At 47.2% G+C, this 25,007-nt stretch carries 18 protein-coding genes and 1 other annotated feature; of the genes, 16 read left to right on the plus strand and 2 right to left on the minus strand.

Features of this window, described 5'->3' with window-relative positions:
* Positions 1–70 precede the first annotated feature (70 nt).
* A complete protein-coding gene (lon, locus tag PO771_RS03745; RefSeq protein WP_272561943.1) occupies positions 71–2,404 on the plus strand; it encodes an endopeptidase La in 2,334 nt (777 codons plus the stop codon).
* Positions 2,401–3,036: a ribosome biogenesis GTP-binding protein YihA/YsxC gene (gene yihA, locus PO771_RS03750; RefSeq protein ID WP_272561944.1), complete on the plus strand. Its 636-nt coding sequence runs from the start codon at positions 2,401–2,403 to the stop codon at positions 3,034–3,036. The genes lon and yihA overlap by 4 nt, the downstream gene beginning before the upstream one ends.
* A 699-nt stretch (positions 3,037–3,735) precedes the next feature.
* On the opposite strand, the gene PO771_RS03755 is transcribed toward yihA, so the two are convergent.
* Positions 3,736–4,659 carry a DMT family transporter gene (locus PO771_RS03755; RefSeq protein ID WP_272561945.1) on the minus strand — a complete coding sequence of 308 codons (924 nt, stop codon included), beginning with the start codon at positions 4,657–4,659 and terminating at the stop codon, positions 3,736–3,738.
* 162 nt (positions 4,660–4,821) lie between these two features.
* Between PO771_RS03755 and PO771_RS03760 the strand changes: the two genes are divergently transcribed.
* From PO771_RS03760 to PO771_RS03820, 13 genes are all read left to right on the plus strand, one after another.
* Positions 4,822–6,441, plus strand: a complete 1,620-nt coding sequence (locus PO771_RS03760; RefSeq protein WP_272561946.1) for a methyl-accepting chemotaxis protein — start codon at positions 4,822–4,824, stop codon at positions 6,439–6,441.
* Between the two features lie 122 nt (positions 6,442–6,563).
* Positions 6,564–8,093: a Ppx/GppA phosphatase family protein gene (locus tag PO771_RS03765; RefSeq protein WP_272561947.1), complete on the plus strand. Its 1,530-nt coding sequence runs from the start codon at positions 6,564–6,566 to the stop codon at positions 8,091–8,093.
* A 30-nt stretch (positions 8,094–8,123) separates the two neighbouring features.
* Positions 8,124–10,298, plus strand: coding sequence for an RNA degradosome polyphosphate kinase (locus tag PO771_RS03770; RefSeq protein ID WP_272561948.1), 2,175 nt, complete (start codon positions 8,124–8,126; stop codon positions 10,296–10,298).
* Between the two features lie 190 nt (positions 10,299–10,488).
* Entirely contained in the window at positions 10,489–11,847 is a 1,359-nt protein-coding gene (gene hemA, locus PO771_RS03775) for a glutamyl-tRNA reductase (RefSeq protein ID WP_272561949.1), read from the plus strand.
* Between the two features lie 45 nt (positions 11,848–11,892).
* On the plus strand, positions 11,893–12,714 hold the full coding sequence (locus tag PO771_RS03780; RefSeq protein WP_272561950.1) for a cytochrome C assembly family protein: 822 nt from the start codon (positions 11,893–11,895) through the stop codon (positions 12,712–12,714).
* A 17-nt stretch (positions 12,715–12,731) separates the two neighbouring features.
* On the plus strand, positions 12,732–13,658 hold the full coding sequence (gene hemC, locus PO771_RS03785) for a hydroxymethylbilane synthase (protein ID WP_272561951.1): 927 nt from the start codon (positions 12,732–12,734) through the stop codon (positions 13,656–13,658).
* Positions 13,655–14,437 carry a uroporphyrinogen-III synthase gene (locus PO771_RS03790; RefSeq protein ID WP_272561952.1) on the plus strand — a complete coding sequence of 261 codons (783 nt, stop codon included), beginning with the start codon at positions 13,655–13,657 and terminating at the stop codon, positions 14,435–14,437. Before hemC ends, PO771_RS03790 begins: the two co-directional genes overlap by 4 nt.
* Before the next feature lie 18 nt (positions 14,438–14,455).
* Complete coding sequence (gene hemB, locus PO771_RS03795) at positions 14,456–15,436, plus strand: porphobilinogen synthase (protein ID WP_272561953.1); 981 nt, start codon at positions 14,456–14,458, stop codon at positions 15,434–15,436.
* Positions 15,437–15,457: 21 nt separating this feature from the next.
* Positions 15,458–16,747 carry a glutamate-1-semialdehyde 2,1-aminomutase gene (gene hemL / locus PO771_RS03800; protein WP_272561954.1) on the plus strand — a complete coding sequence of 430 codons (1,290 nt, stop codon included), beginning with the start codon at positions 15,458–15,460 and terminating at the stop codon, positions 16,745–16,747.
* A gap of 217 nt (positions 16,748–16,964) precedes the next feature.
* Positions 16,965–18,008, plus strand: coding sequence for a Cj0069 family protein (locus PO771_RS03805; RefSeq protein ID WP_272561955.1), 1,044 nt, complete (start codon positions 16,965–16,967; stop codon positions 18,006–18,008).
* Positions 18,009–18,132: 124 nt separating this feature from the next.
* Entirely contained in the window at positions 18,133–19,713 is a 1,581-nt protein-coding gene (locus tag PO771_RS03810) for a LysM peptidoglycan-binding domain-containing protein (protein ID WP_272561956.1), read from the plus strand.
* A gap of 19 nt (positions 19,714–19,732) precedes the next feature.
* Positions 19,733–20,707 (plus strand): aminoglycoside phosphotransferase/kinase family protein, encoded by a 975-nt coding sequence (locus PO771_RS03815; protein WP_272561957.1) that lies wholly within the window; start codon positions 19,733–19,735, stop codon positions 20,705–20,707.
* Entirely contained in the window at positions 20,707–21,705 is a 999-nt protein-coding gene (locus tag PO771_RS03820) for a phosphotransferase (protein ID WP_272561958.1), read from the plus strand. Before PO771_RS03815 ends, PO771_RS03820 begins: the two co-directional genes overlap by 1 nt.
* A 23-nt stretch (positions 21,706–21,728) precedes the next feature.
* On the opposite strand, the gene PO771_RS03825 is transcribed toward PO771_RS03820, so the two are convergent.
* Positions 21,729–21,914: a hypothetical protein gene (locus PO771_RS03825; RefSeq protein WP_272561959.1), complete on the minus strand. Its 186-nt coding sequence runs from the start codon at positions 21,912–21,914 to the stop codon at positions 21,729–21,731.
* A 138-nt stretch (positions 21,915–22,052) separates the two neighbouring features.
* Positions 22,053–22,294: a binding site (T-box leader), on the plus strand.
* Positions 22,295–22,347: 53 nt separating this feature from the next.
* On the opposite strand from PO771_RS03825, the gene PO771_RS03830 reads away from it, so the two are divergent.
* Entirely contained in the window at positions 22,348–25,005 is a 2,658-nt protein-coding gene (locus PO771_RS03830) for a valine--tRNA ligase (protein ID WP_272561960.1), read from the plus strand.
* Positions 25,006–25,007 lie beyond the last annotated feature (2 nt).

A 25,007-nucleotide genomic window follows, 5' to 3' on the forward strand; every position in this document is an offset into this window, starting at 1 on the left:
AAACGAAGGTAAAATGCTGTAGGAGTCTCTATTTAATGGAGTAAGATACATAAAATCGGAGGTAGGATAGATGGGAACAAACGAAAAAGAGAGACAAATCCCTCTTCTTCCATTGCGCGGTCTGCTTGTGTTTCCAGGAATGGTACTGCATCTCGATGTCGGACGCGCCAAATCCGTTAAAGCGCTTGAAAAAGCAATGGTTGATGATAACCTGATTCTTTTATCCACACAGGAAGAAGTACACATCGAGGAACCGGAGAAGGATCAAATTTTTGTGATCGGCACGGTTGCACGCGTTAAGCAAATGTTAAAGCTGCCGAATGGAACGATTCGTGTACTTGTGGAAGGGGTCGGGCGTGCTAGAATAGAAGAATTTTTGCAGGAAGAGGAATATTTCGAAGTTCAGATTACGTATGTTGATGAGGATGAAGAGCGAACACCAGAAATAGAAGCGCTCATGCGTACGGTGCTGGCTAACTTTGAACAGTATATTACCCTTTCTAAAAAAATCATCCCTGAGACGTTTGCGTCAGTGGCTGATATTAACGAGCCGGGACGTCTGGCCGATATTATTACATCGCATTTGCCGCTCAAAATTCGTGATAAACAAGACATTCTTGAGACAATCGCTGTACGAGAGCGTTTAGAAAAGCTGCTGAGTATTTTGAACAATGAGCGGGAAGTATTGGAGCTTGAGCGTAAGATCGGGCAGCGAGTCAAGAAACAAATGGAAAAAACGCAGAAGGAATACTATCTTCGCGAACAAATGAAAGCGATTCAGAAGGAATTAGGCGAAAAAGAAGGGCGTGCAGGTGAGGTAGAGGAACTCCGTCGCAAGCTAGAAGAGTCTGGCGCTCCAGAAAATATCGTCGCCAAAGTGGAGCGCGAGCTTGAGCGTCTGGAGAAAATGCCACCAACCAGTGCAGAAGGAAGTGTGATCCGCACGTACATCGACTGGTTACTTGCGCTTCCATGGACGAAGCGTACGGAAGACAATCTTGATCTGCATAACGCAGAGAACGTGCTCGATGAAGATCACTTCGGCCTCGAAAAGGCAAAAGAGCGAGTGCTTGAATATCTTGCCGTACAAAAGCTTGTAAACAAATTAAAAGGCCCGATCCTGTGCCTTGTTGGACCACCAGGTGTCGGAAAAACATCGCTTGCTCGCTCGGTAGCGCGGGCGCTGAATCGTGAATTTGTTCGGATTTCGCTCGGTGGTGTGCGAGATGAAGCCGAAATTCGTGGTCATCGCCGTACGTACGTGGGAGCGATGCCAGGCCGCATTATCCAGGGGATGAAGACAGCAGGCACCATCAATCCGGTTTTCTTACTCGATGAGATTGACAAAATGGCAATGGACTTCCGGGGCGATCCGGGTGCAGCTCTGCTAGAAGTGCTCGACCCGAATCAAAATGATACTTTTAGCGATCATTACATTGAAGAACCATATGATCTCTCATCCGTGATGTTTATTACAACTGCGAATGCAGTGCATACGATTCCACGTCCGCTTCTTGACCGGATGGAAATGCTGTATATTCCAGGCTATACTGAGCTTGAGAAGCTAAAAATTTGTCAGGATTATTTGCTTCCGAAGCAGATGGAATCGCATGGGCTTGGTCGTGACAAGCTGCAGGTCAATGAGGAAGCGCTTAGTAAAGTCATTCGATTGTACACACGTGAAGCCGGAGTACGTAATCTGAATCGGATGATGGAGACAATTTGTCGTAAAGCTGCGCGGATGATCGTAGCAGGCACGAAGAAAAAAGTAATTGTGACGGGCAATACGCTTGAAACCCTGCTCGGTAAGCCGAAATTCCGTTATGGTATGGCGGAGCAGGAAGATCAGATTGGAGCGGTAACAGGATTAGCCTGGACGGAAGCAGGCGGAGATACGCTAACGATTGAAGTATCGGTCGTTCCGGGTAAAGGTAAGCTGACACTTACCGGTAAGCTTGGCGACGTAATGAAAGAATCTGCTCAGGCGGCGTTCAGCTACATTCGCTCCCGTTCTAAGGAATTAGGGATTGATCCAGAATTCCATGAGAAAAATGATATTCACATTCACGTTCCAGAAGGTGCGATTCCAAAAGATGGTCCATCTGCTGGAATTACGATGGCAACGGCGCTTGTATCCGTATTAAGCAATACTCCAGTATCTCGTACTGTCGGGATGACCGGAGAAATTACGCTGCGCGGACGTGTACTGCCAATTGGTGGTCTGAAAGAGAAGGCGCTGGCCGCTCACCGTGCTGGACTGCAAACGGTTATTATGCCAAAAGATAATGTGCGGGATATCGATGATATTCCAGAAAGTGTGCGCCAGGATCTCAAGTTCATCCCAGTTGAACATCTCGACGAGGTGCTTGATGTGGCGTTATTAAAAAAGGTGGCTCATTCATGAAAGTAACACAGGCTGAATTTGTAATCAGCGCTGTATCTCCAAAGCAGTACCCGCATGGCACCCTGCCAGAATTCGCCTTGGCAGGGCGTTCTAATGTCGGGAAATCATCATTTATTAACAAGATGATCAATCGCAAAAATCTGGCCCGGACATCATCGAAGCCAGGGAAGACACAGACGCTGAACTATTATTTGATTAACAAGGACTTATACTTTGTAGATTTACCAGGATACGGTTATGCTAAAGTATCCAAGACTGAGAAAGAAAAATGGGGCAAGATGATGGAGGAGTACCTCCAGACGCGGGAACCGCTGCGTGCTGTTCTGCAAATTGTTGATATTCGTCACTCCCCAACGAAAGACGATCAGGGGATGTACGAATACTTGAAGCACTTTGGGATCCCTGTTGTGGTCATTGCGACCAAAGCGGATAAAATTCCGAAGGGCAAATGGCAGAAGCATCTAAAAGAAGTGCGTACCGTGCTTAATATGGACCCGGCTGATGAACTGATTTTGTTCTCCGCTGAAAACGGGCATGGAAAAGACGAAGCATGGAAAGCGATTCTCGCGCGGGCGAAGGCGAAGCCAAAAGATCAGCCGCAAGAGGAACAGCAGGTCGAAGGCGAAATGTAAGATGACTCATGGCAAAGAGGCTATCTCAAATGCTGTAACACAGCGACTGAGATAGCCTCTTTTTTTCTTGGTAGTTTTCTCCCAAAGTGTGGTGGAGGAGCCGGGATCGGGCGGGGTCTTGTCACTTCAGTATGCTTACAAAGAAGTTATGACTGTCCGCTCCAGGTGCCAGGCGAACTCGCCCACAAAAGAGGACCCATGATGTATCTGCCTCGAAGTATTGTGGGCAAAGGCCCGTTCACCTGGTCCCTTCCGCTGGGTAGTAGCATACAGGCGTTCCGTTACCCCGCCCGATCCCGCTCCTAGCATACTTTGGATAAAAATCATCAAGCACAAAAGGCTGAGTTTTCCTATGTAAGTAAAAAACAAGAAAGCTATCTTTTGAGAAGACAATGGCGATCGAGCAAATCCGCTCTGGCGTGGCATGTTTTTTGTAGATGGAAACGTTGTGCGAGGAGTGGGAGAAGGGATGAGCAAGAGAGTGCCTGTACGCGCCTACTTAGAGGAGGGAGAACGACGAACGGGCCTTTGCCCGCAATCCATCAATGAATCAACATCGTGGGCTTTTCTTTGCGGGCGAGTTTGTCGGGCTCCCGGAGCGGACACTCCTCACTTCCCTGCAAGCGTACCGAAGCGAATGGCTCATCCCTTCTCCTACTCCCTCACCACCAAACATTGTCGATTTTACAAAAGAAACTGTCAGGACGAGATTGTTTTTTGCTTTTTCCAGCGTGCTACCACCACATTGAATGGAAATTCTGCGAGAATCATGCCGAGAAAGATGAGCATGCAGCCAGTAAGAGCGCGTACTGTCAACAGCTCGTCGTTAAAGAAGTAAGCGGTCGCGGCTGCAAACACAGGCTCCATGGCGAAAATAAGCGCCACACGAGTCGCTGTCGTGAATTTCTGACATTCTGTTTGTGCGAGAAAGGCGAGCGCCGTTGCTGGAATAGCTGTAACAAGCAGAGCGATATATACAGTGGGCGTAGAAAATGTTTTTAAAGAAAGAGCAGCCTGCCAATTCTCAAGTATGAGCGCGCTGATGCCGCTTAGCACCGAAACGACAAAGATCTGTACACAGGCAAGCGCGAGTGATGGAAAATGTGGCGCATAGCGTCCAGTAAAAATAATCTGCAGGGCAAATGATACTGCACAAAAGAATATAAGGATATCCCCGCGATTGACCGCTACAGCATCTCCCATGGTTAGGAAATACAGTCCGACCGTTGCGACCAGTACCCCAAGCACTGCTGGAATACGTGGCTTCTGTTTGAGAATCAGCAATGCGAACATCGGCACGAGCACAACCGAAAGACCGGTGATAAAACCGGCTTTTGCTGATGTAGTATATAGCAGCCCCACGGTTTGAAAGGCATAGCCGAGAAACAGCCATATGCCAAGTAAGATGCCTGCGCCGAGCAGTCGTGCATTTATTTGTGCGAGCTGGCTACGATAGAATACCAGTAGGAAGCCAAACAGAAATACAGCAGCCATAAAAAAACGAACCGCATTAAATGTAAGCGGTGGAAGCACGGCAATGGCATTTTGCACCACGACAAACGTTGCCCCCCAAATGAATGTCACAGTGAGCAGGATGCTGTCAGCAAGTATAGATTTTTTCATACATATCTTCCCACCCTTAAAATAATTTCTATTATAGCGAACTATATATAGTGAAATAAAAAGAAAAAATATTCAGTAAATATACAGAGGGAGGCAGGTAAAAAAAGGTTTTATGACGAAATGAGTAACATATAGTGGATAAAAAAGGGAGGAACACGACGGATGAGCAGATTGCTGCGGACGAAAAGTGCCCGTACCGGACTCAAAAAAGTAGAACGGGTGGCGGGCAGAATCAGAGAGATCATCCGGCAGGCAGGCACACTTGAATTATGCACAGACCGGGTTCGCGCCGTCATGGATGAAGAATTGGGTCATGATGAGTATTTTGTGTTGGTTGATGTAGATAGTGAAGGACGAATCCATACGAATCGGCTTCGAGAAGGCACACATTTTTTAGATGAAGTAGGGATAAAGGCAGCGAGGACAGAGATTCCACTTTTACAGTTGTATCCACGTAACACAGGAGAGATTCTTATCGATGCGTCCTGTCCAGTTGTCACACTCGATAATGGCAAGCGATACAATTTGCGTATGGGGCGTCTCATGCACAAACCATTTCTTGCGCCAGCTATATTTGGTTTAGGTATTCTGCCTGCTGTATTTGAAAGTGCATATGGTCTATCACAAGGACAGCTCATTTATATAGTATGGCCATGGCTCCTTGGAGCGATCGTATGTGGCATGGGGCTGGCTGCGTTTATTTATGTACAGATTAATATGAGGCTGAAAGAATGGTATACGATTACGCGCAGCATATCGGCCGGAGATTTAACTGTATCAGCTGCCCATAAGGGACGGAATCAGTTTGCACAGATGGGATATGAATTGAACAAAATTATTATCGGTACACGTGCTATGATTGATGAACTTGCTGCATCAGCGGACGTGACCCACACGGTTAGCAACCATCAGGAAGAAGAATCTACGGCGCTGGCACGTACATTTGAAGAGATGTCGTCTATGATGCAGACGTTTCGAGAAGGAACCGAGACACAACTTGGCTCGCTTGAGGAAGTACGAGCGATGATTACCGAGATGATGGAAGAAGTCAATAAAATGCAGCGCAATACGAAAAATGCACGTGAGCTTTCTCTTCAAGTATCAGATAGTGCGAAAGCAGGGAAGCGAGCTGTTGAAGATTCTGAATATCAGATGCAGCAGATTGAGACAGCGGTAGGGACATCTGTTCAGACGATTTCCGAGCTATCGCATAGCACGCATGAAATTATGAATAAAGTGTCAGCGATTACGCAGATTGCAAGACAGACGAACACACTTGCCCTTAATGCTTCGATTGAAGCCGCACGTGCAGGAGAGGCGGGAAGGGGATTTGCAGTTGTGGCAGGAGAGGTACGCAAGCTCGCAGAAAGTACATCGGCTTTTGCAGAAGATATTCACAGCCTACTAGAGATAACAAGGCAGCAGGCAGTGGAAGCAGGCGAGCGTGCTTCAGCGAGTGTAACAAGTATTCAGCGCGGTCGTGATGTGGTATATGTAGCTGGAGATTCGATCCGCAGCATGGAGGAGGCAGCGCAGCATGCACAGGAGCAGGTAGACTTGAATTATGATTTATCCAATCACTTGATTGAAAAAAGTGTAGAAATTGAGAAAATTATTGAGACGTTAACCCATATTGCAGAACAGTTTACCGAATCAATGACTAAAGGTGCAGCAGCGGTTGAAGAAAAAGTTGGAAGCGTCCATCAGCTAGCAAAAGATGCCGCTCTCTTATCGAGGCAGTCCGCATCTCTTCATACAATTGTTAAACGATTTCATACGTAAACGAGAAAATGTAAGCGATTACAAACAAGGGATTCATAAACCTTAACCTGAAATTTAACATTTCTTAACATGGATTTAGTAAAATGGTTATAATGATAAAAAACAGGTAAGGTTGGATGCATATGGGAAGTTATCATGCAGTCATTGATATGGGATCCAATTCCGTTCGAATTGTTATGTATTACGAAGAGGAGGGCGGTGCTTTCTATGAAATAGATAACATGAAGCAGACCATTCGCCTCAGCTCGTATGTAGATAGCGAACAATGTATTACAGAGAAAGGCGTGCGAGAAGTGCTGGCTGTTCTACGGCAGTTTCGCCAGCTTTGTTCAGCACGTGCTGTGTCACATGTAATTGGGGTAGCGACTGCTACGGTACGTTATGCGAAAAATCGGGCAGAATTTTTGACACGTATTTATCAGGAGACAGGATTTCGCTTTCGAGTTTTATCGGGAGAAGAAGAGGCCTACTATGGATATTTAGCAGTTGTCAATACGACTCCCGTTACGAATGCATTCACAATCGATATTGGCGGGGCGAGTACAGAGATTGTCAACGTCAAAGATAGAAAGTTAATAAATAGCCATAGTTTCCCATTTGGGGCAGTGACACTTACTCGAAAGTTTTTCCGTAGTTCGACTCCAGGAAAAGCGGAAATGAAAGCGATGATCGAATATGTACAGGCGGAGCTTGCTCGACATGACTGGCTAATAAATTCGTCTTATCCCCTTGTGGGAATGGGCGGAACGGCACGTAATCTTGGCAAGATTCATCAAATGATGATTCGCTACCCATTTACCAGTCTTCATTATTACCCGATGCGTAAATATGAAGTAGATAGCGTATTCCATCTTCTGCTTGATCATGCTCCAGAGCGTATGCAGTCTGTTCAAGGACTTTCTAAGGAACGGGCTGATATTATCCTAGCCGGTGTGCTGCTGATTAAAACAGTGATGGAGCATATCGGTACGAATGAGTTTGTTACAAGTAACAAAGGATTGCGTGACGGTGTGCATCTGGAGTCGTACCTAAAACGGATACAGCAGCCGCTGCTTGAGGATGTAGTTCAGCATGGCGTTAACGTATTTATGAATAATTACAAGGTGAATCATACGCATGCAAGACATGTAAGAGAGCTTGCATTGAGCTTGTTTGATGGGGTAAAGAAGCTAGAGCTGCATTCATATGGGGCACCCGAATCCAAGCTGCTCAATATTGCGGCACAGCTGTACGATATCGGGCGGAGCATCAACCTGCGCGAATCGCATCGGCATACCTTTTATTTGATGGTACATGTACTTCTTCCAGGGCTAACCCATCGAGAGCGTATTCTAGCAGCGCTCATCGCGTCATATAAAGGAACAAAACGGCTGCAGGAGCTAGCAGCTCCGTATGAATCGCTTCTGTCCGAAGCTGACATGCAGATGGCCGATACCAACGGTGTGCTGCTTACTATGGCACGAGCGCTTGATCGGACAGAAAGTGGACAGGTAAAGGCCGTTCAAGTTCAGCGCATTCGGAATGAAATTGTGCTGATCTGTGAAGGGGAACGACGCCCTGAACTTGAGCTGCAGGCGATTGAAGAATACCGAAAGAAATTCAGAAAACAGTTTGGACTTCCACTGACAATTCAGTGGGTAGAACATAGCTAAAGAGAATGAGAAGGGAAGAGGGTGAACGGTATGACGGATACAATCATTACACAGGAAACCGATATGCCGAAAGAAGAGGTTGATCTGGATTGTACAGATTATTACATCAACCGGGAATTAAGCTGGCTTGCATTTAACCATCGTGTACTAGAAGAAGCGGAGGATGAAGCAACTCCTGCCCTGGAACGTCTGAAGTTCCTGGCGATTACCAGTTCGAATCTGGATGAATTTTTTATGGTTCGTGTTGGATCGATGAAAGATCAGGAGAAGCATGGTATTACGACTCCAGAGAATAAAGCAGGGATGACGCCACGTCAGCAGCTTGAAGCGATGTCACGCGAGGCGCATAAAATGGTAGCCAAGCAGTATCGTATCTGGAATGAAGCACTGCTCCCTAATCTAGAGATAAAAGGAATCTCCTTCGTAAAGCCGGATGACTTGAACGAGGAACAGGATGCGTTTTTGCGCACGTATTTTTATGATCGAATTTATCCGGTTCTCACTCCAATGGCAGTTGATGCGAGTCGTCCGTTTCCGATGTTGTTAAATAAGAGTGTAAATCTTGCTGTTACACTTGAGAGTGAAAGCGACGGGAAGAGTAAGATTTTGTTTGCGGTCGTGCAAGTTCCATCTGTGCTCCCGCGTTATATCGAGCTTCCGATCACGACAACAGCAGAAAAGCAATTTGTTTTGTTAGAAGATGTAATTTGCCATTATATTGACTTCTTGTTTAAAGGCAATCGAATTTGTGCGGTCAAGCCGTTTCGGATTACGCGCAACGCAGATATGACGCTTGATGAAGAAGGCGCAGAAGATCTTCTTAAGGAAATTCAGAAAGAGCTGAAGAAGCGGCGTTGGGGAGCGGCGGTTCGTCTAGAAGTAACAGAAGAGATGGATGAATACATGAAGGGCATTCTTCAGGAATCACTAGAGATTGAGCCGAGTGATATTTATGAAGTCAAAGGGCCGCTGGACTTAACGTTTTTGATGAAGTTTTCGCAGCTTCCTGGATACAGCGATCTTCGCTATCCGCATCTTGCTTCGCAGCCACCTGCTGATTTTATCGGAGAGAACAATATTTTTGAGGCAATTGCTCATAAAGATATTTTGGTACATCATCCATATGAATCGTTCGATCCGGTGATTCACTTCGTCAAGCAGGCTGCCGAAGATCCGAATGTGCTGGCGATTAAGCAGACGCTATATCGGGTAAGTGGTGATTCTCCGATTGTTGCGGCACTTGCGAAAGCAGCAGAGAATGGCAAGCAGGTTACCGTGCTTGTTGAGCTGAAAGCACGCTTTGATGAAGAAAATAATATCGTCTGGGCTAAAAAATTAGAAAAAGCGGGCTGCCATGTTATTTATGGACTGGTAGGGTTGAAAACACATTGTAAAATTACGCTCGTTGTTCGGCAGGAAGGGCAGAGCTTGAAGCGGTATGTCCATCTTGGAACTGGAAACTATAATGATTCAACAGCGCGGCTGTATACCGACCTTGGTATGTTTACATGCAAGGAGCCATTTGGGATTGATGCTTCGTATATTTTTAATCATCTATCGGGGTATTCAAAGCCCCCAAAGTTTAAAAAAATCGAAGCGGCTCCGCATGGATTGCGCAATAAAATCTTACAGCTGATCGATAATGAAATCGCGATGAGTACACCAGACCAACCGGGACGAATCATTCTGAAAATGAATTCGTTGACAGATAAAAAACTGATTAAGGCTTTGTTTAAGGCATCGGCTGCCGGTGTCAAAATCGATATGATTATCCGGGGGATTTGCTGTCTGCGTCCGGGCATTCCGGGTGTGAGTGAGAACATTCGAGTTATTAGCATTGTGGACCGCTTCCTTGAGCATTCGCGTATTTTCTACTTCCAGAACGGTGGCGACGATAACGTGTATCTAGCAAGTGCGGACTGGATGACACGAAACATGGAACGCCGGGTAGAAATCATGTTCCCAATCGAGGTTGTTTCCTTGAAAGAACGGGTCAAAAAGATTCTTGATGTATTGCTGCAAGACAATGTAAAAGCACGTGTCCTCGATTCAAGCGGTGTTTACACACGGGTAGAGGCACAGCCAGGGGAAAAGCGGATTCATAGTCAGCTGGCTTTTCATGCAGCAGCAGTGAAGAATGCGAAGAAAATTCGTCAGACACCATATATGAAGCAGTTAAAACCGAAAACACATATTGATGTATAAAAGTAGTTCACTGAAGGAAACTAGAAGCGTACAGGAAACGGACACATTTTCCAGCGCTTCCGGTTTCCTTTTTGTTTTCTGCTTTGCTTTTTGTTATAATGCTTAATAGTAAAGATCGGACATGCAAAGAGAACTGGTGGAAAGCCAGCACTGCATTGATGAGTAAAGAACGTAGGGTGGGGTGTCAGACATGCACATTCTTGCTATCGGATTGAACTATCGCACGGCACCGGTCGAGATTCGGGAGCAGTTTGCTTTCGCAGATGAAGACAAGGTTGAAGCGCTGCGTAAATTGCAGCAGACCAAGAGCATATTAGAGTGTGTAATTGTAGGCACTTGCAATCGTACAGAGTTGTATGCAGTTGTGGATCAGCTTCACACTGGTCGCCATTTTATGAAGACATTTTTGTCTGAATGGTTTGGTGTGTCACGCGAGCAGTTCGAGAGTCACTTATATGTAAAAGAAAATGACGTTGCCGTACAGCATTTATTCCGCGTAGCCTGTGGACTTGATTCCATGGTACTTGGTGAGACACAAATTCTTGGTCAGGTAAAAGATGCATTCCAGCTTGCACAGGCGAACAATGCAACGGGAACGGTATTTAATATGTTATTTAAGCAGGCTGTAACGCTAGCGAAGCGGGCGCATTCGGAAACAGAAATCAATAAGAATGCGGTATCGACAAGTTATGCAGCGATTGAGCTTGGTAAAAAAGTGTTTGGCTATTTTACGGACAAGACTGTGCTCGTACTTGGTGCGGGTAAGATGAGTGAATTAACCGCGAAGCATCTTCATGCGAACGGAGCTGCTCATGTACTTGTGGCGAACCGCACATATGAACGAGCGGTTTCGCTAGCTGAGAAATTCCGTGGGCAAGCGCTTGAGATGAATCGCCTTGCTGAAGCGCTTGTGCTGGCTGATATTGTGATCAGTTCAACAGGTGCTGACGGTTATGTAGTAACAAAACAGGATATCGCCGCTGTTATGCGCAAGCGGATGGGCCGTCCGCTGTTTTTAATTGATATTGCGGTGCCGCGTGACCTTGACCCGGCGATCAATGATCTAGATGGCGTATATTTATATGATATTGATGATCTAGAAGGCATTGTGGAAGCGAATATGCGGGAACGTGCTCGTGAAGCTGAGAAGATTGGCGTTATGATCGGGGAAGAGCTTGTTGCATTTAAGTCATGGCTTGGTACGCTTGGTGTTGTTCCACTCATCAGTGCACTGCGTGAGAAGCTGCTGACCCATCAGCAGGAAGCGATGCGCAACATTGAGAATAAATGTTCCGATCTAACGGAAAAAGAAATTCGTATGATTAACAAGCAGACCCGGAGTCTTATTAATCAAATTATGCACGATCCGATCGTGCGTATAAAAGAAATGGCTGGTCAGCCAAGAAGCGATGCAGCGCTTGAGATGTTTATTCGACTATTCGCACTTGAGAACGAGTTGGAAGAAACGGTTCATCCAACAGAAGAAGCAAAAGAATCATACATCCCGCTGCGGCACCGCCGTGTGCTGACAGGTCAGGAAGCCTTTTAGAAAGAACGATAATCCTGTTGCTCCTGCGGAGAGGAGTTATGTCCATTGCTTCATGAAAGCTTAATTTATGACGCTATCATTTACATTTATGCTTGCAGCATTTTGCTGTATTTTGCAGATTTTATAAATCGCAGTCGGAAGGTGAATCGTACAGCCTTCTGGCTGCTTGCTGTTGTTTGGGCGCTGCAAAGCGTCTTTTTTGGTATCAGTATGATGGAGAAAGAGTACTTTCCTGTATTAACATTGTTTGAGACGCTCTTTTTCTATTCATGGATTCTTGTTACGATGTCGCTTGTGATTAACTATTTTTTTAGAATTGATTTGCTTGTTTTTTTTACGAATGTAATTGGGTTTTCCGTGCTGACGATTAACTTTTTTGCGAATCAGCATGCATCGCCAATGGTAGCGGAACGACTGACCTCGGAGTTGTTGTTTATTCACGTTAGCATCGCATTTGTAAGCTATGGGGCGTTTTCGCTCTCGTTTATTTTCTCGCTTATGTATCTGGTAGAAGATCGGATGTTGAAGCAGAAGATGTGGAACAAGTGGTTACATCGTCTCCCCGGGCTGGGCTTGCTTGATTTATATTCGTATCGGCTGAACATGGCAGGTGTTCCGCTGTTATTGCTAGCCATCATTTTGGGCGCGATCTGGGCGCACCTCAAAGTAGCGGGAGATTTTTGGATTGACCCGAAGGTATTGATGTCTATCGGTGTGTTAATTGCCTATTCGCTGTATTTATACCAGAGAGTCACATATGGTTGGGGAGGACGCAAACTTTCCCTCTGGAATGTGGGAGCGTTTATGCTTGTTCTTATAAACTATCTAATTTCTGGTTCTGTATCTTCATTTCATCAGTGGCTTTAGAAAGGACTGTGACCAACATGAGAAAAATTATTGTAGGTTCTCGCCAGAGTGCACTTGCGCTTACGCAGACAAACTGGGTAATTGAGCAGTTGAAAAGTTTCGGACTTCCCTTTGAATTTGAGATTAAAAAGATTGTAACCAAGGGAGACCGAATTCTTGATGTAACGCTGTCGAAAGTAGGCGGCAAAGGATTGTTTGTTAAAGAAATTGAACAAGCTCTTTTAGACGGGGAAATCGATCTAGCCGTGCACAGCATGAAAGATATGCCAGCAGAGCTGCCGGAAGGGCTTATGGTCGGCTGTGTACCGAAGCGTGTGGATGCACGGGATGTATTGATTAGTGAAGACGGGAAGACGCTTGCCGAACTACCGGGTGGCTCGATTGTAGGGACAAGCAGTTTGCGGCGTGCTGCTCAGTTAAAAGCACAGCGCCCAGACCTTGTTATTAAACCGATTCGCGGCAACATCGACACACGTATACGCAAACTAAAAGAGGAAGATTTCTCTGCGATCATCCTGGCCGCAGCAGGGCTTGAACGTATGCAGTGGAACGGGGAAATCACGGAATTTCTGCCGATTGAAAAAAGTCTTCCGGCTGTTGGGCAGGGCGCGCTAGGGATTGAATGTCGGGAGAATGATGCGGACGTTCGCAACTTGCTAGCACGCTTGCATGATGAAGCAACAGGCAAAGCGACTGAGGCAGAGCGAGCTTTTCTAAGAACGATTGAGGGAAGCTGTCAGGTACCGGTTGCGGCATATGCAACGATGGAAGGGAATCGGATCACATTGACTGGGCTGGTAGCAGATTCGGAAGGGACAATCGTTCTGAAAGAAACGATGAGCGGTGAGAGTCCAGAAGAGATCGGACATATGCTTGCTGCTCGTCTAAAAGAGCAGGGAGCTGCGGATATTTTAGCGCGTATCCAGCAGGCGAATGAATCATGAAACCGGGCGATCCGCTAGCAGGACGGCGCATTGTTGTCACGCGTGCGGCTCATCAGGCGCATGATTTTAGTATGCGTATTGAGAAGCTTGGCGGTACCGCGATTGCTTGTCCGGTGATTCGTACCGTACCGCCGGCTGATTCTCGTCTGATTGATGAAGCCTTACAGAAGCTTGACTCCTTTGACTGGTTGTTTTTTACCAGTGTAAATGGGGTCGCTTTTTTCTTTGCTAGACAGGAGCAGTTAGGGCTAACCCAGATTCCCCTTCCGCCACGTATTGTAGCCGTTGGTTCGAAAACCGCAGCAGCACTTGAGGCGCGAGGGATTCCGATCTATCATATGCCAGATAAATTTACGGCAGAGCATCTTGTCGCCTCGCTAGCCGGTGTGATTCGTCCCGGCGATAAGGTGCTGCTTGCCCGGGCTCGTATTGGACGCGCTGTCTTGCCGGAAGGGCTTGTAAGACTCGGAGCGGAAGTGACAGATGCCGCTGTGTATGATACGGTAAAAGCGAAGGAAAATATAACCGAGCTTGTTCGACTGCTGCATGCCGGACAAATCGATATGATTACATTCACCAGTCCGTCTACGGTGCGAAATTTGCTATCCGAACTAGATGAGTCGACACGTGAGGCACTTGCTGGTGTGAAGCTTGCTGTCATTGGACCAGTGACAGCCGAAGCAGTACAAGCAGCCGGACTTCCCGTTCATGTGATGCCGTCTGAATACAGCATCGATGGGCTGCTGGATGCAATGATTCACTATACCGGATGGAACTGATAAAAGGAGGAACAGCAGATGACCGCTTATTTTCAACGTCACCGTCGCCTGCGCACAACAGCGGCGATGCGCAATCTTGTACGTGAAACGTATCTTCATACGAACGATTTGATTTATCCGATTTTTACAGTAGAAGGCGAGAATATAAAGCATGAAATCCCGTCAATGCCAGGGGTATTCCATTATTCACTTGATCGCCTGGAAGAAGAAATTCAAGAAGTTGTTGAGTTAGGCATCCAGTCTGTTATTCTGTTCGGCGTTCCGAATGAGAAAGATGCGTGCGGTTCACAGGCGTATGCGGAGAATGGAATTGTGCAGCAGGCGACACGCAAGGTGAAGCAGTGGGCACCGCACCTTGTTACAATGGCTGATACGTGCCTATGTCAGTATACGGATCACGGTCATTGTGGAATGATTCACAATGAATATGTTGATAATGATTCTTCACTTGAAATTTTAGTGAAAACAGCTGTTTCACAAGCGCAGGCAGGTGCAGATGTAATCGCACCATCGAATATGATGGATGGATTCGTCGCTGCAATTCGCCAGGGTCTTGATGAGGCAGGGTTCGTTAATGTACCGATCATGTCGTATGCCGTAAAATACGCATCTCAGTTTTATGGTCCGTTCCGTGATGCGGCGCACTCTACTCCACAGTTTGGTGACCGTAAAACGTATCAGATGGATCCGGCTAATCGCTTAGAGGCGATGCGCGAAGCAGCATCTGACGTGGCAGAAGGCGCTGACATGCTGATGGTAAAACCGGCGCTTGCTTATATGGACATCATTCGTGAAGTGAAGGATAACTTTGATCTTCCAGTAGCAGCGTACAACGTAAGTGGAGAATACGCGATGATCAAAGCGGCAGCACAGCGAGGCTGGGTAGATGAGAAGGGCATTACGCTTGAGATGCTAACTGGCCTAAAACGTGCGGGTGCAGATATGATTCTTACGTATTCCGCAAAAGACGCGGCACGCTGGTTAAAAGAACAGAACTAGGAACGAACAGGAGGATGCGGCATGCATAAAGGATATGAAAAATCAGTAGCAAGCTTTGCGGAAGCGAAAAAATATATGCCAGGCGGTGTAAATAGCCCGGTACGTGCTTTTAAATCAGTTGGCATGAATCCGGTCTATATGGAGCGCGGTATGGGCTCTAAAATTTACGATGTGGACGGGAATGAATACATAGATTATGTTGGTTCCTGGGGACCACTTATTCTAGGTCATTGTCATCCAACTGTTCAGCAGGCATTGCAGGAAACACTTGCACACGGCGTAAGCTATGGGGCACCAACTGTGCTGGAGACAGAGATGGCTAAGCTTGTATGCGATATCGTACCATCTGTGGAAGTAGTTCGTATGGTGAACTCGGGAACAGAAGCGACGATGAGTGCGTTGCGTTTGGCACGCGGCTATACAGGACGCGATAAAATTATGAAATTTGAAGGCTGCTACCACGGTCATGGCGATAGCCTTTTGATTAAAGCAGGTTCTGGTGTTGCTACGCTTGGTTTGCCGGACAGCCCAGGTGTTCCATCATCCGTTGCAACGCATACGATTACGGTGCCGTATAATGATCTAGAAAGTGCTAAGCTAGCATTTGAAAAATTTGGTCATGAGCTGGCAGCGGTTATTGTTGAGCCGGTTGCGGGTAACATGGGGATCGTTCCTCCAGTTCCGGGCTTCCATGAAGGCTTGCGCGAGCTGACTACAGAATACGGTGCGCTGCTCATTTTTGATGAAGTAATGACAGGCTTCCGTGTTCATCGTGGCTGTGCGCAGTCACGTTTTGGTATTACACCGGATTTGACAACGATGGGGAAAGTAATCGGCGGCGGACTTCCGGTTGGAGCTTATGGTGGTAAGGAAGAAATTATGCGCCAGATTGCACCGGATGGTCCAGTCTATCAGGCAGGTACACTATCTGGTAATCCATTAGCGATGGCTGCCGGATTTGCTACGCTGACGGAACTTGGTAAGCCAGGTGTATACGAGAGACTTGAAGACATCGGGGCTCGCCTTGAAGAAGGATTTGCAGCTAATGCGAAAGAAGTAGGGATTCCGGTGCAGTTGAACCGCGTGGGCTCTATGCTCGGCGTGTTCTTTGCAGAGCAGCCGGTTGTAAATTATGAAACAGCCAAAGCATCTGATATGGACCGATTCGCAAAATACTTCCGTCTGATGATGGATCAAGGCATTTCTTTACCACCGTCTCAGTTCGAAGGAATGTTCCTTTCAACCGCTCATACGGACGAAGATATTGAGCGGACAATTGAAGCGAATTACAAGGCGCTCAAACAGTTGTAAATAGAATATGAATAAAAGGAGAGGGATGTATGCCCCCTCCTTTTTTACTACCCAAAAATTAGTATTGAATTATTTGTGAATTATTTCACTTCCCTATTTATTAATACTAGAAAGTATGGGAAGATAAAGAAAGAAATGCACACCTAGAAGTCTCTCATCTTGCTAGACTTCAATGCCTTCATACTTATCCAACACATTATAAAAGGGAGAGTTGCGAATGAAGAAACATGTTGTCTTTTTCGAAGTCGTAGGAGGAACGGATAAAGGACCGGATGGACACCGTGCCGATACAATGCCAATGGTGAAATCGCTTGAAGCGCGGGGCTGGACTGCTGAAGTAATTTTTTATTCCGATGAGCAAAAAGATGAGATTTTTGAACAGGTAGTCAAGTCAGCGGATGCGTATGTCAGCCGCATCAATCCAGGAAACTTAAAAAGCGAAGCAATGTATTTCCAGATGCTGCGTGACCTGTGCGAGAATGGTGTGAAAGGGATGCCGCATCCAGATGCAATGGTTGGATACGGTGCCAAAGATGCGCTTGTCAAACTGCGCGAAACACCGCTTGTACCGGAAGACACATATGCCTACTACGACATCGAATCCTTCAAGGAGAACTTCCCGAAGGCGCTTGTGAATGGTGAACGCGTTCTTAAGCAAAACCGGGGATCGACCGGGGAAGGAATTTGGCGCGTGCAGTTAGTTAGTGAGATTGGTGACGCTTCTGAAGTACCACTCACAGCAACCGTTCGCTGCACAGAAGCAAAAGACAACCATGTGGAAGAGCACGACCTTGCATCATTCATGACGTTCTGTGAGCAATATATTGTAGGAGATAATGGCATGCTGGTAGATATGCCATTCCTGCCGCGCATTAAGGAAGGCGAGATTCGCCTGTTGATGCTGAACAAGACACCGGTTAATGTTGTGCATAAGAAACCGGCTGATAGTGCAGATGCCTTCTCGGCGACACTGTTCTCTGGAGCACAGTATCGCTACGATGAGCCAGAAGATTGGGCAGATCTGGTTCATTCGTTCATGTCAACGCTGCCGATGATTACGGAGCGTTTGGGTGGATATGATCTGCCACTAATTTGGACAGCCGATTTTATTCTAGATACAGATGAGAATGGTAGCGATACGTATATTCTTGGTGAAATGAACTGTTCCTGCGTAGGTTTCACATCGCAGCTTTCTCTGAGTGAGAATGTAGCAGATGAGATCATTAGCATTTTGACGCAGACAGAAGCGGTGGAACAATAATCATATAAACAAAGGACATGGTGCAGGGTATTATCGCATCGTGTCCTTTTTTTCTTGTAATATCCACCTTTCCTTCTCTATATATTTTACAGAAAGCATTACGAGAAGGGAGGAAATACGTATCATGCAGAACAATCGCGAATCCGTTCTGGCATTTCCGGTACAGCATTCGATCTTTATTCCCCAGGATCAGAATGAGATCGAGCAGATCGATGAAATAGAATTAACGCCGCATATTCAGATTGAAGAAGTAGTGGATGAAGTCATTATTTCCGGGTATTTGAAGCTTGAAGGTACGTACGCAGGACGTCCACCTAAGTTCCCTGATATTCCCCAAAATGAGAGCGGCGTTCCACTGACGGGATACGTCGATTCTGTTGTGTTTAATCCATTTGCGATGGACCCGAATGATTTCCCATCAGAAAGCGAAACGACTCCGTTTGAACAGAAAATTCCGGTTCATATTCGGATTGCTCGCGATAAGATTAGCGCAATGGACGACTTATATGCCACGATTTCTGCATTTGATTATGAAATTCAATCTGCTAGAAAACTGATGATTACCGCTGAGCTTGCCCTAAACGGAATCAGACAGGTCATTACTCGACAGCCTAAAACCGAGACTGAAGCGATCCCGACATCGTTTGAGTATACGCTTCCGGTGCAGGATACAGAAGAGGAGAAGTCATGGGCGCAACAACAGGGCGAGATTGAAGAAGTTGCTTTAGAAGATGAGGCTGTTCCTGTACCAGAGATTGAGTTAGTAGCGGCAGAGGAATCAACTGAAGAGACGATAGAAGAACTACAAGTGGCGTCTGATCCAGACCCGGTCCTGCAGATGGAACCTGTTTCGGCGGAGATGATTCAGCCTCCCGTACAGGAAGAAGAGGAAGCAATAGAAGAGAAGCAGGAAATAGTGCCGGAGCCGATTTCGTTCACACCGCAACCAGCCCCTGAACCAATTCAGGAAACTGCCCTTGAGATAAAAGTAAATCCAGAACCTGATCGAGCAGAAGCTATTGCGGATGTATCGCCTGAATTAGTAAAAGAAGTAAAGCAGGAGCAGGATGAAGTCAAACCTGTGTCAGATAATAAAATAGCTGTGCAAAGAGAGGAAGAACAGGCACGTAAAGAAAAGGAAATAGGGGAGAAAAAGCCGGAGCCAGCGTCAAAAGTAGAGCCAGAGCCAAAAACGGAGCTAGAACCAAAAGCAGAGCGTGACCCAGAACTGAATGAAAATTCGGAGCGAGAAGTAGAGCGAGAGCCTGAGCCCGAACTTGAAGTTAATGAGGAGCCGGAGGAGGCAAAGGTATCGATTACGCTTAAAGGAACGAAGCGTGATCCGGTAACAGTGACAACGGGACTTTTATCATCCGTTGCAGAAGCTGCAGAAGCAGAAAAGCGTGCAGAGGAAGTGCAGGCGATTGAAAATGCAGCGAGTGAGCAGGAGATAGAGGTTCAGACAGCAGAAGAGAAAAAAGCCCGTGCTGTACGGGAAGATGCCCTGTACTTGACGAATTTCATGAACAAAACGGAAGAGACATTTACTCGCCTGAAGATGTGCATTGCACAGAAAGATGAGACGCTTGAAGAAATTGCCGAGCGTTACAGCATTACGGCCGCAGAAGTAGCGGAAGCGAATGGTCTGCATACGAATACTACTGTAGCCAGAGGGCAAGTGTTGTATATTCCTGTGCGAAGATAGCGTGGAAGGGGAGGGGAAGGTGAATCTGCATGCAGAAATTTTCCGCAGTCATCTCGAAGAATACCCCTTTACTATTGACGAAGTAAAACAGGCAGACGGCGGATGGTTAATTCAGACAGATAGGGGCTGTAAGGCGGTGCTTTACTGTCCAGATGAAAACTTGCTGCGCTGGTCACACAGCTGGCGCGAGCATCTTGTCCGGACAGGATTTCGTTCCGTTCAGCGGTACTTGGCCACCCGTTCTGGTGCGCACTGGATTACGGATAGCATTGGGTGCTGTGCACTATTTGACTGGTGGGAAGAAAAGGGAAGCTGGCTCGATGACCATCAGCTACGACAGGAAGGATATCGGATTATCGGGCAGGTTCTCGGGCAGATTCATGCGTTTTTTGATGAGAGGACGGTTTACTATCGTGGGCGCTACCGTAAAAAAGGAATGATCACAGCTACTCGCCTCCATAGTGCATCACGGAACATTCAGGCGGTGATCAATAAACTTGTCTCGGAGCCGTCTACAAAAGATATACGGTGGCTTATATATAACATTACACGCAGCAGCGAACGAGTACGGTGGGCAGAAGTGCTGTACAAAGAAAGCGGAGTAGAAGAAGAGGTTCTCCCGCTTTCGTTCGCTTTTGTGGATCTGTCCTCACTCGTGTACTGGGAAGGGGAATGGTACGTAACAGGACTGCACAATCCAGTGCTTGTACCGCGTCATGAGGACACCGTATCGTTGTTGGAGCAAATCATCATGTACGATGGGATGGAGAGCGTTGCGGTATTTCTCGATGCGTACTTTGCACAGCGTATGATGACGGAAGCGGAGTGGAATTACGTCGAGGCGCTGCTTGCGTATCCATATGCCGTGCTTGCGGCAATGGAAGAACCGTTTCAGCCAGACCTATACGAACGGGTACGAGATGCTCTTACGAAACAGGTACAGCGGGAGCAGTTGCTTGGTGAGATACATCGAAGGCATCAGGAGATGGGCTGATGGAGTGGATCCGTCATATTTTATATGAATATGATCTTACGTTGTCTGCCATAGAAGCGGAAGGGCATCATGTTTGGAAAGTGCAAACGAACCGGGGAATGTTTCGATTGAGTCGGCAAATGGAAGCGGAGGAACAGCTTGTCTTTACGAGTGGCTGGCTGCAGCGGTTGCGGCAGTCAGGTATTCGAAGTGTCATTCCATATAGCGTAACCAAGTATGGAGAATCAGTCGTTTCAAGCGCAGATAGCCGGTATATTTTACAGCCCTGGATACAGCCGGTCTGCTCTGTGCGGGATGTTTCTGGCTGGGAACGGCAGTTGATGCGTCAGCTTGGACGGATTCATCAGGCCAGCGCAGCTGCCGCTCGGGAGGCAGGTACGATTGGACTGACACCGTCTGTTGTCCAGAAGCGATGGCTAGACGGAATGAATGCTGTACGGGAGCTGGCTCATCAATATACCCGTCATCAGAAGGGGGGAGCGTTCGGCTTACTTGTATGCGAAAGTGAATCGTACGTGATTTCGCTGGTGGAACGAGCAGTTGAACGGCTGGGGCATACGATATCGAATCTGATAGCGGACGAAAAGCTTCCCCACGTGCTTTGCCATGGACGTTTGCGTTCTCACTATGTTCTGGTGGCGGGACAGGACCGGCGGCATTTATATCTCACAGGATTTGAGCGGGCGGGGTATGATGGGGCGGTGCGTGATCTGACCGTTTGTGTGCGGCATTGTGGAGACGATGTGGATTGGAACGTACGACTTGGTCGTCGCTGGTTGGCTGCGTATGAAGCAGAACGACAGCTATCAGAGGCAGAACGACAGCTTCTTTCCTGTTATTTATTGTATCCAGAACCGATGATGAGGGCGGCGAAAAGCTGTCTGGATACAGCGAAAGTGGGTCGCTCAGAAATGGGGAGATGGATGCACATATGGCGCAGGCATCTTCCTCGCCTGTTTGCTATGCAGCAGTTTGCCTTCGAAATTATAGAGAAGTAGGCCGCTCCTCGTCGGGATGCGGCCTATAGCCAGTCAAGCAGCACCGCGGCATATAGTAAAGAAAGAAGCGCAAGCAGAACGACGTCGACAGAAGTGGGAAGAATCACAGTGCGCACGAATTGAAATACGATGAACGGTACGAGCAGCTGCAGGGCGCCAAAGCGGATTTTGAGGTACCAGGGGTGACAGCGCCAGCGGCCTTTCCACATGAGGACACCTTCTTTCAGAGGAGCTAGTTAGTTTTAATATACGCAGCAACCCAGGAAGAGTGCATAAAACCGCAAGGCGTGTATTGACTATTTCTAGACGAACTGGGTACAATGGATAATGCATGTAAAGTGAATACGCAGCAGGTGTTGAAAGGGAAGAGTATATCATGATGCCATACCAGAGAGCGGACCAAAGGTGGAAGGCCGCATGGATGTAATGATAGAAGGTAGCCCTGGAGCCGTGTGCCCGAACGATTCGAGTAGGGCATACCGGGTTTTACCCGTTATCGTGATGGAAGAGAGTTCGCACGCTCGCCTATGTACAGGTGTTGTGTGAACTAACAAAGGTGGTACCGCGAGATACGCTCCTCGTCCTTTGCAGGATGAGGGGCTTTTTTATTTTTAGAAAGAAGAAGCAGGAGGTTATGTATAGATGTCAAATGAGCAAAACGAATTGCAAATGCCAACTAAATATGAGCCGAAACAGACGGAAGCAAAATGGTATCCGTACTGGCGCGACAATGGCTATTTCAAAGCGGAACGCAATCCAGAGAAAAAGCCATTCACCATCGTAATCCCGCCGCCAAATGTTACGGGGAATCTACATATCGGCCATGCGCTGAATAACACATTACAAGACATTATGATTCGCTTCAAGCGCATGCAAGGCTATGATGCGCTCTGGCTGCCTGGGATGGACCATGCCGGAATCGCAACACAGGCACGTGTAGAAGGAAAACTGCGCGAAGAAGGCATCAGCCGTCATGATCTTGGTCGTGAGAAATTCGTGGAGAAAGTATGGGATTGGAAAGAACATTACGCGAGTATCATCCGCGAGCAGTGGACCAAAATGGGGCTGTCGCTTGATTACAGCCGCGAGCGTTTTACGCTTGATGAAGGACTGTCTCGTGCAGTGCGTGAAGTGTTCATTCGCCTGTATGAAAAAGGTTTAATCTACCGCGGTAAATACATTATCAACTGGGATCCGGCTACTCGCACAGCGCTCTCAGACATTGAAGTAGAATACAAAGATGTACAGGGTGCGCTCTATCACCTGCGCTATCCGCTTGTAGATGGAAGTGGGTATATCGAAGTCGCAACAACTCGTCCAGAAACAATGCTTGGCGATACGGCTGTTGCGGTGCATCCAGAAGATGAACGCTATCAAAATCTGATCGGCAAAAAAGTTGTCGTACCGTTCGTTGGACGCGAAATTCCAATTGTAGCAGACGACTATGTCGACCGCGAATTCGGAAGCGGTGCCGTAAAAATCACGCCAGCCCACGACCCGAACGACTTCGAGCTTGGTCTGCGTCACGACCTGCCGCAAATTCTTGTCATGGATGAATCCGGCAAAATGAACGAAAATGCGGGCACATATCAAGGACAGGACCGCTTCGAGTGTCGCAAAAACATCGTGCGTGACATGCAGGAGCAGGGTATTTTGTTCAAAATCGAAGAGCACATGCATTCGGTTGGTCACAGTGAGCGCAGCGGCGCGGTTGTCGAGCCGTATCTGTCTACTCAGTGGTTCGTAAAAATGGGGCCGTTGGCAGAACGGGCGATTGAAGCACAGAAGTCCCAAACAGGTGTGCAGTTCGTACCAGATCGTTTCGAAAAAATTTACCTGCACTGGATTGAGAACGTACGTGACTGGTGTATTTCACGTCAGCTCTGGTGGGGCCATCGTATCCCGGCATGGTACTGCGAATGCGGCGAGATGACCGTATCAAGCGAAGACATTACTGAATGTCCAAAATGCGGCAGTAAGCATTTGACGCAAGATACAGACGTACTGGATACATGGTTTAGCTCCGCGCTTTGGCCGTTCTCGACACTTGGCTGGCCGGATGCAACGGAAGACATGAAACATTTCTATCCGACCGATGTGCTTGTAACCGGGTATGATATTATTTATTTCTGGGTTGCCCGCATGATCTTTACTGCGCTTGAATTTACGGACCAGAAACCGTTCGAACATGTACTGATTACAGGTCTCGTACGCGATGCAGAAGGACGTAAAATGTCTAAGTCGCTTGGAAACGGGGTTGACCCGATGGAAGTAATTGAGCAGTATGGTGCGGATGCAATGCGCTACATGCTCGCCACAGGCTGCACACCGGGGAATGACCAGCGCTTCCGCTGGGAACGTGTAGAAGCTTCCCGTAACTTTGCAAACAAAATTTGGAATGCCTCCCGTTTTGCTCTGATGAACATGGAAGGCTTCACATATGACGAAATCGACATTACGCAAAACCTCGGCATTGCAGACAAATGGATTTTGCATCGCCTGAACGAAACAATCAAAGATACAACGCGCCTGCTAGATACGTTTGAATACGGCGAAGTAGGTCGAGTACTGTACAACTTCGTTTGGGACGAGCTGTGTGACTGGTACATCGAGGTAGCAAAACTGCCGTTGTACGGTGAAGATGAAGCAGCGAAGAAAACAACTCGTTCTGTTCTGGCGTACGTGCTGGATCGTACGATGCGTTTATTGCATCCATTCATGCCGTTTATTACTGAGGAAATCTGGCAGCACCTGCCGCATCAAGGAGAGAGTCTAATCGTAGCCGAATGGCCGCAAGCAGACACTGCACTTGAGAATGAAGAAGCAGTGAAGCAGATGGAACTCCTCATGGGCATCATTCGCAGCGTGCGCAACATCCGTGCGGAAGTCAATGTGCCGATGAGCAAAAAAATTGAGCTGATTGTTAAGGCAAACGATGCTGAAACATTGGCACATCTCGAAAGCGGTAAGCCGTATATCGAGCGTTTCTGTAATCCGGAAGTGCTGACGATTGGTACGGATATTACAGCGCCAGACAAAGCGATGTCTGCGGTTGTAACAGGGGCGGAGTTGTATTTGCCGCTTGCAGGTCTGATCGATATCGAGCAAGAAATCGCTCGTCTGGAAAAAGAATTAAAAGCACTAAACGCGGAAGTAGAACGTGTACAGAAGAAACTGTCAAATCAAGGCTTCGTAGCAAAAGCACCGGCTCAAGTAATCGAGCAGGAGCGGGCGAAAGAAGCGGATTACCTGGACAAGCAGGCAAAAGTAGCGGCTCGTATCCAGGAACTCAGAGGGTGATC

The organism is Aneurinibacillus uraniidurans (assembly GCF_028471905.1).
Lineage (GTDB): Bacteria > Bacillota > Bacilli > Aneurinibacillales > Aneurinibacillaceae > Aneurinibacillus > Aneurinibacillus uraniidurans.